At 57.6% G+C, this 12277-nt stretch carries 11 protein-coding genes; 7 read left to right on the forward strand and 4 right to left on the reverse strand.

Annotated features, from left to right (window positions below):
- Positions 1-15 precede the first annotated feature (15 nt).
- The 3 genes from serB to nadR are packed head-to-tail and all read left to right on the forward strand — an operon-like array spanning position 16 to position 3649.
- Positions 16-984 carry a phosphoserine phosphatase gene (gene serB, locus SK47_RS02935; protein ID WP_003856524.1) on the forward strand — a complete coding sequence of 323 codons (969 nt, stop codon included), beginning with the start codon at positions 16-18 and terminating at the stop codon, positions 982-984.
- A gap of 11 nt (positions 985-995) precedes the next feature.
- Positions 996-2381 carry a DNA repair protein RadA gene (gene radA, locus SK47_RS02940; protein ID WP_003856523.1) on the forward strand — a complete coding sequence of 462 codons (1386 nt, stop codon included), beginning with the start codon at positions 996-998 and terminating at the stop codon, positions 2379-2381.
- 35 nt (positions 2382-2416) lie between these two features.
- Positions 2417-3649, forward strand: a complete 1233-nt coding sequence (gene nadR, locus SK47_RS02945; RefSeq protein ID WP_003856522.1) for a multifunctional transcriptional regulator/nicotinamide-nucleotide adenylyltransferase/ribosylnicotinamide kinase NadR — start codon at positions 2417-2419, stop codon at positions 3647-3649.
- A 97-nt stretch (positions 3650-3746) separates the two neighbouring features.
- Here the strand turns inward: nadR and SK47_RS02950 are convergent, their stop codons facing one another.
- Positions 3747-4748, reverse strand: a complete 1002-nt coding sequence (locus tag SK47_RS02950) for a zinc-binding alcohol dehydrogenase family protein (RefSeq protein ID WP_022650375.1) — start codon at positions 4746-4748, stop codon at positions 3747-3749.
- 108 nt (positions 4749-4856) lie between these two features.
- On the opposite strand from SK47_RS02950, the gene SK47_RS02955 reads away from it, so the two are divergent.
- A complete protein-coding gene (locus SK47_RS02955; RefSeq protein ID WP_045344269.1) occupies positions 4857-5756 on the forward strand; it encodes a LysR family transcriptional regulator in 900 nt (299 codons plus the stop codon).
- 85 nt (positions 5757-5841) lie between these two features.
- Here SK47_RS02955 and ettA read toward each other — a convergent pair whose 3' ends face one another.
- The gene (gene ettA / locus SK47_RS02960; RefSeq protein WP_003856515.1) at positions 5842-7509 is read right to left on the reverse strand and encodes an energy-dependent translational throttle protein EttA; all 1668 of its coding nucleotides are present in this window, start codon (positions 7507-7509) and stop codon (positions 5842-5844) included.
- 226 nt (positions 7510-7735) lie between these two features.
- Between ettA and sltY the strand changes: the two genes are divergently transcribed.
- Both sltY and trpR read left to right on the forward strand, forming a co-directional pair.
- Positions 7736-9673, forward strand: a complete 1938-nt coding sequence (sltY, locus tag SK47_RS02965; RefSeq protein ID WP_003856513.1) for a murein transglycosylase — start codon at positions 7736-7738, stop codon at positions 9671-9673.
- A gap of 55 nt (positions 9674-9728) precedes the next feature.
- Positions 9729-10058 (forward strand): trp operon repressor, encoded by a 330-nt coding sequence (trpR, locus tag SK47_RS02970; protein WP_003856511.1) that lies wholly within the window; start codon positions 9729-9731, stop codon positions 10056-10058.
- 27 nt (positions 10059-10085) lie between these two features.
- Here the strand turns inward: trpR and yjjX are convergent, their stop codons facing one another.
- Positions 10086-10601: an inosine/xanthosine triphosphatase gene (yjjX, locus tag SK47_RS02975; protein ID WP_022646994.1), complete on the reverse strand. Its 516-nt coding sequence runs from the start codon at positions 10599-10601 to the stop codon at positions 10086-10088.
- Positions 10602-10649: 48 nt separating this feature from the next.
- On the opposite strand from yjjX, the gene gpmB reads away from it, so the two are divergent.
- Complete coding sequence (gene gpmB, locus SK47_RS02980) at positions 10650-11297, forward strand: 2,3-diphosphoglycerate-dependent phosphoglycerate mutase GpmB (protein ID WP_006810187.1); 648 nt, start codon at positions 10650-10652, stop codon at positions 11295-11297.
- Here gpmB and robA read toward each other — a convergent pair.
- Entirely contained in the window at positions 11294-12163 is an 870-nt protein-coding gene (gene robA, locus SK47_RS02985; protein ID WP_003856504.1) for an MDR efflux pump AcrAB transcriptional activator RobA, read from the reverse strand. The two genes, gpmB and robA, sit on opposite strands and share 4 nt — an antisense overlap.
- Positions 12164-12277 lie beyond the last annotated feature (114 nt).

A 12277-nucleotide genomic window follows, 5' to 3' on the forward strand; every position in this document is an offset into this window, starting at 1 on the left:
ATTACAGGAGCTTCAATGCCGAACATTACCTGGTGCGACCTGCCAACGGATGTCTCTTTATGGCCAGGATTGCCGCTCTCTTTAAGTGGCGATGAGGTGATGCCTCTCGATTACCACGCTGGCCGTAGCGGCTGGCTGCTGTACGGACGCGGCCTGGATAAGCAACGCCTCACCCAGTATCAAACCAAACTGGGCGCAGCGATGGTCATCGTTGCGGCCTGGTGTGTGGAAGATTATCAGGTCATTCGCCTGGCGGGTTCCCTGACGCAGCGCGCCACGCGTCTGGCGCACGACGCCGGGCTGGACGTTGCTCCCCTCGGCAAAATTCCGCACCTGAAAACGCCCGGCCTGCTGGTAATGGACATGGACTCCACCGCCATTCAGATCGAGTGTATTGACGAGATTGCTAAACTGGCGGGCAGCGGAGAGCTGGTGGCGGAAGTCACCGAGCGCGCGATGCGCGGCGAGCTGGATTTCACCGCCAGCCTGAGACAGCGCGTGGCGACCCTGAAGGGGGCCGATGCTAACATTTTGCGTCAGGTGCGCGATGAACTGCCCCTGATGCCTGGGCTTACGCAGCTGGTACTCAAGCTGGAGACGCTCGGCTGGAAAGTGGCGATTGCCTCCGGCGGGTTCACCTTCTTTGCCGACTACCTGCGTGACAAGCTGCGTCTGACCACCGTGGTGGCAAACGAGCTGGAGATCATGGACGGCAAACTCACCGGACAGGTCATCGGCGACATCGTGGATGCGCAGTACAAAGCCAATACGCTGACGCGTCTGGCAGAGAAATATGCCATCCCGGTCGAGCAGACCGTCGCCATCGGCGATGGCGCGAACGATCTGCCGATGATCAAAGTTGCCGGGCTGGGTATTGCCTACCATGCCAAACCGAAAGTGAATGAAAAGACGGAAGTCACTATCCGTCATGCTGATCTGATGGGGGTGTTCTGTATTCTCTCCGGCAGCATTAATCAAAAATAACGAGGTAAACCGTGGCGAAAGCTCCAAAACGCGCATTTGTCTGTAATGAATGTGGTGCGGATTATCCGCGCTGGCAGGGGCAATGCAGCGCCTGTCATGCCTGGAACACCATCACCGAAGTGCGTGGTGTGGCGGCTTCGCCGAGCGTGGCCCGCAATGAACGGCTGAGCGGCTATGCGGGCAATGCAGGCGTGTCGAAGGTACAAAAACTTTCGGATATCAGCCTTGAGGCGCTGCCGCGCTTCTCAACCGGATTCAAAGAATTTGACCGCGTGCTCGGCGGTGGCGTAGTGCCGGGCAGCGCCATTCTGATCGGCGGTAACCCGGGCGCGGGTAAATCGACCCTGCTGCTGCAAACGCTCTGCAAGCTCGCCGAACAGATGAAAACCCTGTACGTCACGGGGGAAGAATCACTCCAGCAGGTGGCGATGCGCGCGCACCGCCTCGGCCTGCCGACCGGCAATCTGAATATGCTGTCGGAAACCAGCATCGAGCAGATCTGCATGATCGCCGAAGAAGAGCAGCCGAAGCTGATGGTGATCGACTCCATTCAGGTGATGCATATGGCTGACATTCAGTCGTCACCGGGAAGCGTGGCGCAGGTGCGTGAAACCGCGGCCTACCTGACGCGCTTTGCCAAAACGCGCGGCGTGGCGATTGTGATGGTTGGTCATGTGACCAAAGACGGCTCGCTGGCGGGACCGAAAGTGCTTGAACACTGTATCGACTGCTCGGTGATGCTCGATGGCGATGCGGATTCCCGTTTTCGTACCCTGCGCAGCCATAAAAACCGCTTTGGCGCGGTGAATGAGCTGGGCGTGTTTGCCATGACCGAGCAGGGGCTTCGCGAAGTCAGCAACCCGTCGGCCATCTTCCTGAGCCGTGGCGACGAGATCACGTCCGGGAGTTCGGTGATGGTGCTGTGGGAAGGAACGCGTCCGCTGCTGGTTGAAATTCAGGCGCTGGTGGATCACTCGATGATGGGCAATCCGCGGCGCGTGGCGGTCGGTCTGGAACAGAACCGCCTGGCGATCCTGCTGGCGGTGCTGCACCGTCACGGCGGTCTGCAAATGGCGGATCAGGATGTGTTCGTCAACGTGGTTGGTGGGGTGAAGGTTACGGAAACCAGCGCGGACCTGGCGCTGCTGCTGGCAATGGTCTCCAGCCTGCGCGACAGACCGTTGCCGCAGGATCTGGTGGTATTTGGTGAGGTAGGGCTGGCCGGCGAGATCCGCCCGGTGCCGAGCGGTCAGGAGCGTATCTCCGAAGCGGCAAAACATGGCTTCCGCCGCGCGATTGTTCCGGCCGCCAACGTGCCGAAAAAAATTCCGGAAGGGATGCAGGTTTTCGGCGTTAAAAAACTCGCAGATGCGTTAAATGTCTTTGACGACTTATAATTACGTATTCGATTTTGCAGGAGGCACCGTAATTTATGTCATCATTTGACTACATCAAGACCGCTATCCGCCAGAAGGGCTGCACGTTGCAGCAGGTGGCGGACGCCAGCGGCATGACCAAGGGCTACCTGAGCCAACTGCTGAACGCCAAAATCAAAAGCCCCAGCGCGCAGAAGCTGGAAGCGCTGCACCGTTTTCTGGGGCTTGAATTTCCGCGGATGCAAAAGAACATTGGCGTGGTGTTCGGTAAGTTCTACCCGCTGCATACCGGGCATATCTATCTGATCCAGCGCGCCTGTAGCCAGGTCGACGAGCTGCATATCATCATGGGTTATGATGAAACCCGCGATCGCCAGCTGTTTGAAGACAGCGCCATGTCGCAGCAGCCCACCGTGCCGGACCGCCTGCGCTGGCTGCTTCAGACCTTTAAATATCAGAAAAATATTCGTATTCATGCCTTTAACGAAGAGGGCATGGAGCCGTATCCGCACGGCTGGGACGTGTGGAGCAACGGCATCAAAGCGTTTATGGAAGAGAAGGGCATTGCGCCTAACTGGATCTACACCTCTGAAGAGTCCGACGCGCCGCAGTTCCGCGAGCATCTGGGTATCGAGACGGTGCTGATCGATCCTAAACGCACCTTCATGAACATCAGCGGGGCGCAGATTCGCGAGAACCCGTTCCGTTACTGGGACTACATCCCGACCGAGGTGAAGCCGTTCTTCGTGCGTACGGTGGCGATCCTCGGCGGCGAGTCGAGCGGGAAATCGACGCTGGTCAATAAGCTGGCGAACATCTTCAACACCACCAGCGCGTGGGAGTATGGCCGCGATTATGTCTTTTCACACCTTGGCGGCGACGAGATGGCGTTGCAGTATTCCGACTACGATAAAATCGCGCTCGGTCATGCCCAGTACATTGATTTCGCGGTGAAATACGCCAATAAAGTCGCCTTTATTGATACCGATTTCGTCACCACGCAGGCGTTCTGCAAAAAGTACGAGGGGCGCGAGCACCCGTTTGTGCAGGCGCTGATTGACGAATACCGCTTTGACCTGGTGATCCTGCTGGAAAACAACACCCCATGGGTGGCCGACGGCATGCGCAGCCTGGGCAGCTCCGTGGACAGGCGTGAGTTCCAGACCATGCTGGTAGAGATGCTTAACGAGAACAACGTTGAGTTTGTCCATGTGGAAGAGTCGGACTACGACACCCGTTTCCTGCGCTGCGTCGAGCTGGTGAAGGAGATGATGGGGGAGCAGGGGTAAAAGATTTACCCCTCACCCTAACCCTCTCCCAAAGGGAGAGGGGACTTTAATCACCCTCTCCCTTTAGGAGAGGGCCAGGGTAAGGGAATCAGTCCAATCAATACTCAACCACCACCTTCCCACGCATATGCCCCTCCAGCACCTTGCGGTGCGCTTCGGTAATGCTTTCCACGCTTAGCCCGTGCAGCGTTTCGCTGAGCGAACTTTCCACTACGCCGTTATCCACCAGCTTCGCGACTTCGTCCAGGATCTCTCCCTGACGCGCCATATCCGCCGTCTGATACATGCTGCGGGTGTACATGAATTCCCAGTGCAGCGCGGCGGATTTGGACTTCAGCTTGTCCTGGTTCAGCGGATGTTCATTCTCAACGATGGAACAGATATGCCCCTGCGGTGCAATCAGGTCGCTGACCGCATCCCAGTGCCCGTCGGTGTCGTTGAGGATGAAAATGTAATCCACAAAGGTCAGCCCGTGCTTCGCCAGTTCGCCTTTCAGATCGCGGTAGTTCACCACCACATCTGCACCGCGATCGCGGCACCACCGGGCGGAATCTTCACGGGACGCCGTTGCGATCACCTTTACCTTGCTGTTGTGCTTCGCAAACGGGATCGCCAGCGATCCCACCCCGCCCGCGCCGCCAATAATCAGCAGCGTTTTATCTGCGTCGGCATCCTGAATCTTCAGCCGTTCAAACAGGCCTTCCCACGCGGTGAGCGCCGTCAGCGGCAGTGCAGCCGCGGCGGCCCAGTCAAGGCTTGCAGGCTTGTGCCCGACAATGCGCGCATCGATCAGCTGATGTGTGGTATTGCTGCCCGGTCGGGTGATATCCCCCGCGTACCACACTTCGTCACCCGGTTTGAATCCGGTGACGCCAGCCCCAACGGCTTTTACGATCCCGCTGGCATCCCACCCGAGAATGCGCGGCTCCTTCAGCCCGCTTTTAGCAATGCCTGCATGTACCTTGGTGTCCACCGGGTTTACGGAGACGGCTTTCACCTCCACCAGCAGATCGTGTTCGCCGGGCTGCGGCATCGGCGGGGTGATTTCAACGAAGGTGGAGGGATTTTCTGGGTTAACGGCAATGGCTTTCACTGACATGGTGTGCTCCTCAATGGCATTCGTTTTGTTGAGGCTAGTCTATTAAGTGGTCAGCCGCATGATAAGATGGACAATCCAGAACTCAGCGTTCGTACAGAGTGAACAATCATGTTTAAACAGCTTCAGGATATGGCACTGTTTGCGCTGGTGGCCGAGATGGGCAGCTTTACCGCGGCGGCGCAGAAGGCGGAACTGCCAAAATCCAGCGTCAGCCAGCGTATTAGCCAGCTGGAGCAGCAGGTGGGGATCCGTCTGTTGAATCGCACGACGCGCAGAATAAGCCTGACGTTTGCGGGCGAGCACTATCTGGTGCACTGTCGCGAGATGCTGGCGGCCAGCGAGCGCGCGGAGTATGCCATTCAGCGGCTGCGAGAAAACCCCAGCGGGCGGCTGCGGATCACCTGTCCGGCGGGAATTGGCGCGACGCTGCTGGCGCATATGAATGCCGAGTTCCAGCTTCGCTATCCGGACGTGTCACTGGATGTGTCGATCTCAGACGACGTGGTGGATCTGGTCGAGTCTGGCTTTGACGTGGCGCTGCGCACCGGCAAACCGCAGGATTCTTCCCTGATTGGCCGCATGATTGGGCACTGTCCGCGCTACATGCTGGCCTCGCCCGACTACCTGGCACGCCGGGAACCGTTAATTCATCCCCGACAGCTGGTGGATCATCGCTGCATTACGCACCGGGCATGGTCGGAGTGGCTTCTGCGAAGCGAGAATGAGGATTACCGCTACCTGCCGGATAACGCTCACATGACGGATAACCTGGTGTACGCCAGGGAATGCGCCATTGCCGGGGCGGGGATCACGCTGTTACCCGCATTCCTGCTGGAAGATAAGATCGAAAAGGGCGCGCTGGTGAAGGTGTTGTCGGCGTGGAGCGTTGAGGGAAACGATCTCTGGCTGGCCTACCCGAGTCGTAAGCTCAATTCGCCTGCGCTGATGAGCTATATCGACTTTGCGATGCAGTTTGATGAGGTGAAGCGGTATTACGTGGGCGGGTGATTTTGTGCGGCCTGATGCCCTCACCCTCTCCCACGGGGAGAGGGAACAAACATAAAAAACGGCAACCGAAGTTGCCGTTTTGCTTTTATTTCGCAATACGCTTGTACTTAATACGCTTCGGCTCCAGCGCGTCTGCGCCCAGCGTGCGTTTCTTGTACTCTTCGTATTCGGTGAAGTTACCTTCGAAGAACTCCACCTTACCTTCGTCCTGGTAGTCCAGGATGTGGGTCGCGATACGGTCCAGGAACCAGCGGTCGTGCGAGATAACCATCGCGCAGCCCGGGAACTCCAGCAGGGCGTTTTCCAGCGCGCGCAGGGTTTCGATGTCCAGGTCGTTGGTGGGTTCATCGAGCAGCAGAACGTTGCCGCCAACCTGGAGCAGTTTCGCCAGGTGCAGACGACCGCGTTCGCCGCCGGACAGTTCGCCCACGCGTTTGCCCTGGTCGGTGCCCTTGAAGTTAAAGCGGCCAACATAGGCGCGGCTTGGCATCTCGGTGTTGCCGATACGCATGATATCCAGACCGCCGGAGACTTCTTCCCACACGGTTTTGCTGTTGTCCATCGCGTCACGGAACTGGTCAACGGAGGCCAGCTTCACGGTCTCACCCAGGGTGATAGAGCCGCTGTCAGGCTGTTCCTGACCAGACATCATGCGGAACAGGGTGGATTTACCCGCGCCGTTCGGACCGATGATGCCGACGATAGCGCCTTTCGGAACGGAGAAGGTCAGATCGTCGATCAGCACGCGGTCGCCGTAGGACTTACGCAGGTTAGTCACTTCAACCACTTTATCCCCCAGACGAGCTCCAGGTGGAATAAACAGTTCGTTGGTTTCGTTACGTTTCTGGTATTCGGTGTTGTTCAGCTCTTCGAAGCGTGCCAGACGGGCTTTGCCCTTAGACTGACGGCCTTTCGCGCCCTGACGCACCCACTCCAGCTCTTTCTCAATAGACTTACGGCGGGCGGCTTCCTGAGACGCTTCCTGCGCCAGACGCTGGTCTTTCTGCTCCAGCCAGGAGGAGTAGTTGCCTTCCCACGGAATACCTTCGCCGCGGTCCAGCTCCAGGATCCAGCCCGCAACGTTGTCGAGGAAGTAACGGTCGTGGGTAATCGCTACCACGGTGCCTTCGAAGTCATGCAGGAAGCGCTCCAGCCACGCCACGGATTCGGCATCCAGGTGGTTGGTCGGTTCGTCGAGCAGCAGCATGTCTGGTTTTTCCAGCAGCAGGCGGCACAGCGCCACGCGGCGGCGTTCACCACCGGACAGGTTTGCGATTTTCGCATCCCAGTCTGGCAGACGCAGGGCATCAGCCGCGCGCTCCAGCTGCACGTTCAGGTTGTGACCATCGTGCGCCTGGATAATTTCCTCATATTTGCCCTGCTGAGCGGCCAGTTTGTCGAAGTCCGCATCCGGCTCGGCGTATTTGGCATACACTTCATCCAGACCTTTCAGGGCGTTAACCACCTCGGATACCGCTTCTTCAACGGATTCACGCACGGTGTGCTCCGGGTTCAGCTGAGGTTCCTGCGGCAGGTAGCCGATCTTAATGCCAGGCTGCGGACGGGCTTCACCTTCGATGTCTGTATCGATGCCGGCCATGATGCGCAGCAGGGTGGACTTACCGGCACCGTTGAGACCCAGAACACCGATTTTTGCGCCCGGGAAGAAGCTCAGCGAGATATTTTTAAGAATATGACGTTTCGGCGGGACAACTTTGCCGACACGATGCATGGTATAAACGAATTGAGCCACGTTGGACTTCGCCTCTTTTATCGTGATGAGAATGAATTTCAGCCTCGAAGTGTAGCCTTTTTCACGCCCTAATCCCAGCCAGGAACGTCGGGAGTGTTAAAACGCGCATGAAAGGTAAAAAAGTGTCCATGACGTGGCGCGTTGTGGGATGCCTGGTTAGCATAAGTTGATGTAACTTTGACGTGGCAAGACGCTGCAACTGACGAAAAACAATGAGGAAGAGCTTGTGGAAAAAGCCAAACGGGTGGTCTGGCGTCTGCTGGCTGCCAGCGTATGCGTAATGGCGGTAAGCCAGGCGGTGCATGCCGATTCACTGGACGAACAACGTAGCCGCTATGCCCAGATTAAGCAGGCATGGGACAACAGGCAGATGGATACCGTGCAGGCGCTGATGCCGACGCTGAAGGATTATCCGCTGTATCCGTATCTGGAGTATCGCCAGATTACTGACGATCTGATGAATCAACCAACCGTCACCGTGAACAACTTCATTCAGGCGAACCCGACCCTGCCGCCTGCGCGCACCCTGAAGTCCCGGTTCGTGAACGAGCTTGCCCGTCGCGAAGACTGGCGCGGCCTGCTGGCCTTCAGCCCGGACAAGCCGGGCGCGACGGAAGCGCAGTGTAATTACTATTACGCGAAATGGGCTACCGGCCAGCAGGAAGAAGCGTGGGCCGGCGCAAAAGAGCTGTGGCTGACGGGCAAAAGTCAGCCCAACGCCTGCGATCCGCTTTTCAGCGCCTGGCGCGCGTCGGGGCAGCAGGATCCGCTCTCCTACCTCGAACGCATCCGCCTGGCTATGAAGGCCGGGAACACGCGGCTGGTCACCGTGCTGGCGGGGCAAATGCCGGCGGATTATCAGACCATTGCGTCTGCCGTTATCGGCCTGGCAAACGATCCGAACACCGTCCTGACGTTTGCGCGTACCACCGGCGCGACCGATTTTACCCGCCAGATGGCGGCGGTGGCCTTTGCCAGCGTGGCGCGTGATGATGTGGAAAACGCCAGGCTGATGATCCCGCAGCTGGTGCAGGCCCAGCAGCTTAATGACGATCAAACTCAGGAGCTGCGCGATATCGTGGCATGGCGACTGATGGGAACAGATGTCACCGACGAACAGGCGCGCTGGCGTGATGATGCGGTGATGCGTTCAAACTCTGTCTCGCTGGTGGAGCGTCGCGTGCGCATGGCGCTGGGAACGGGCGATCGTCGTGGCCTCAATACCTGGCTGGCGCGTCTGCCGATGGATGCCAAAGAGAAAGATGAATGGCGTTACTGGCAGGCAGACCTGCTGCTGGAACGTGGTCGTGACGATGAAGCCAAAGAGATCCTCCACTCCCTGATGCAGCAGCGCGGATTCTACCCGATGGCGGCGGCGCAGCGTCTGGGCGAGGAGTACACCCTGAAGATCGACAAAGCGCCAGCCAACGCGAACCCGGCGCTGACGCAGGGGCCGGAAATGGCGCGCGTGCGCGAGCTGATGTACTGGAATCTGGATAATACCGCGCGCAGCGAATGGGCGAATCTGGTCACCAGCCGTACCACTGAAGAGAAAGCGCAGCTTGCCCGCTATGCGTTTGATAATCGCTGGTGGGATCTGAGCGTGCAGGCGACGATCGCCGGCAAACTCTGGGATCATCTCGAAGAGCGTTTCCCGCTGGCTTATAAGGATCTGTTCGATCGCTACACCAGCGGCAAAGATATTCCGCAAAGCTACGCGATGGCCATTGCCCGTCAGGAGAGCGCCTGGAACCCGAAAGTGCGTTCACCAGTGGGTGCCAGCGGCCTGATGCAGATTATGCCGGGCACCGCGACGCACACGGTGAAGATGTTTAATATTCCAGGCTACAGCAGCCCGTCCCAGCTGCTGGATCCGGAGACCAACATCAACATCGGTACCAGCTACTTGCAGTACGTCTATCAGCAGTTCGGTAATAACCGTATCTTCGCGTCAGCGGCGTACAACGCCGGGCCAGGCCGCGTGCGGACATGGCTTGGTAACAGCGCAGGGCGTATCGACGCCGTGGCGTTTGTCGAGAGCATTCCGTTCTCGGAAACGCGCGGCTATGTGAAGAACGTGCTGGCCTATGACGCCTACTATCGCTACTTCATGGGGCAGAAAGATACCCTGATGAGCGATGCCGAGTGGCAGAGACGTTACTGATCGGCGTGGGTTGTGTTATGCTGTACTCGCTAAAGAGTACAAGAGGCAGCATAACATGACCCAGCATTCCCCGTATTCCTCGGCCATGGCCGAACAGCGTCATCAGGAGTGGCTTCGTTTTGTGGAGTTGCTCCGCCAGTCTTACGACAAAGATCTGCACTTACCGTTGCTACAGCTGATGCTGACGCCCGATGAACGCGAAGCGCTGGGCACGCGGGTACGCATTATTGAGGAACTGCTGCGCGGCGAAATGAGCCAGCGCGAGCTGAAAAACGAGCTGGGCGCGGGCATCGCGACCATTACCCGTGGTTCAAACAGCCTGAAGTCGGCGCCGGTTGAACTGCGTCAGTGGCTGGAAGCGGTATTGCTGAAAAACGCCGGATGACGGCTTCGCCTTATCCGGCCTACAGACTTAACGATAAATCGCGTTATGGAACGGACTTAACGCCAGAATAACGGCCTGGTGGTAAACGCTCGAACGGGTGAGCTTGCCTGCGGTAAAGACGCCAATCGCCCCCTCTTTACGACCAATCTCATCAATGCCGGTGTAGTGCGACATTACCGGACCCAGCGCCTCACCCGCGCGGACTTTCTCCAGTATGACCTCCGGCAGCGGCAGCGTGGCAGAACGCGCTTCGCCGCGCTGCTCGCGGCTTTCGATGACAACCCAGCTGAAGGTCGCTCCTTCGTCGATACCAGCTTCAATCGCGACCCAGAAGTCAGCGTCTGGCGCGGCGGCTTTTGCATTCGCCACGCGATTTCGTGCGCCAGCGCGTGTTTCCTCGCTGCCAAACGGCTGTTCCGGCACACCGCTCTCGACGCCGACGGCGTCAATATGGCAGGATCCTTCGCCAAAGATCTCTTCAAATGCCCTTAGAATTGCCTGAATTTTGGCAGGATTGGTGGTAGCAGAGACAACATGGTGCATAATTAAGCTCGATTTAAAAAATTCATCGCAGTATAACGGAAAAAAAGCATGTTACAGGTATACCTTGTTCGCCACGGTGAAACGCAGTGGAACGCCGAGCGACGTATTCAAGGCCAGTCAGACAGTCCTCTCACCGACAAAGGTGTGCAGCAAGCGTGGCAGGTGGCGGAGCGCGCCAGAACGCTGGGCATCACTCACGTCATCTCCAGTGATTTAGGCCGCACACAGCAGACGGCACGCATCATCGCCGATGCCTGTGGCTGCGACGTGACCCTCGAACCGCGTCTGCGCGAGCTGGATATGGGCGTGCTGGAAAAACGTCCTATCGATACGCTGACGGAAACCGAAGAAGGCTGGCGCCGCACGCTGGTGAACGGCACTGAAGATGGTCGCATCCCTGAGGGTGAATCCATGCAGGAGCTGAGCGTGCGCATGCATGCCGCGCTGGCCGAGTGCCTGAAACTCCCGGCAGGTAGCCGACCGCTGCTGGTGAGCCACGGTATCGCGCTGGGTTGTCTGGTGAGCACCATTCTGGGACTGCCGGCTTACGCCGAACGCCGTTTGCGTCTGCGCAACTGCTCCATTTCCCGTATCGACTATCAGGAAAGTGCCTGGCTGGCATCGGGGTGGGTGGTTGAGATGGCAGGGGACATTTCGCATCTTGATGCCCCTGCACTGGACGAATTGCAGCGTTAACGACGTACCGGAATCAGGAATTCCATACGCAGATTGATAGGGCCTTCTTCCGGTTTAGCATCTTGCGCCGGATAGTAGCGCTCAATGTCCTGACCTTTACGGCGATTCAGATTCAGCATCGGCATGCAGGTCCCGTAAACGGTCAGGATGAACTCCTGAACGCCCGTTCCTAAACCTTCGTATGAGAACATCACATACTCGCCGCCTTCCAGCACGACAGGTTTCGAGCCATGAATGTAACCGTTCGCCATGTCAGGCGTCAGCGCCGTGGTATAGAACACCTCCTGCTCGTCATCTTTTTCCTGGCTTGGATGCGTTTCGTTCAAACCATACAGAATCGGCGGGATCGCCGGAGCGTGGCTTAAAAATTCGCGCCAGAACTGAACGCGCATCTGATGGCGGAACTCGGAGATCTGCTCAAGGGAACAGGAGTAGCTCTGCGTGGTGCCGACCAGGTGCGTTTCTGGCAGGGTGATGATTTCATATTTTGGCATCGCAAACTCGCCCAGACGCAGCGGCGGACGCATACCAAAGGAGCTCCAGTCCGGCGAGCGGCGATAAAGCGCTGGCGTTAACGAGAACTGCTTTTTAAAGGCGCGGGTGAAAGTTTGCTGTGAATCGAAACGATATTGCAGGGCAATATCAAGGATTGGTCGCGCGGTCAGGCGCAACGCAACAGCAGACTTTGATAAACGACGTGCGCGAATATAGGCACCGATAGCATGACCGGTGACATCCTTGAACATCCTTTGCAGATGCCACTTGGAATAGCCTGCTTTTGCCGCCACATTATCCAGTGACAATGGCTGGTCGAGATGACCTTCCAGCCAGGTGAGCAGGTCGCGAATAATTCCAGCCTGATCCATATACTATCCTCATCCTTAAAACTGCCGCAGGTGCCTGTTTACAGGTTAGCGGATAATAGCATTTTTTGACGTTTTAGCATTCAGTGTTTTTTTTGCGCATAAATGCTTTTTGTG

Origin of the sequence: Enterobacter sp. BWH52, assembly GCF_001037565.1 — a bacterium.
GTDB lineage: Bacteria > Pseudomonadota > Gammaproteobacteria > Enterobacterales > Enterobacteriaceae > Enterobacter > Enterobacter hormaechei_C.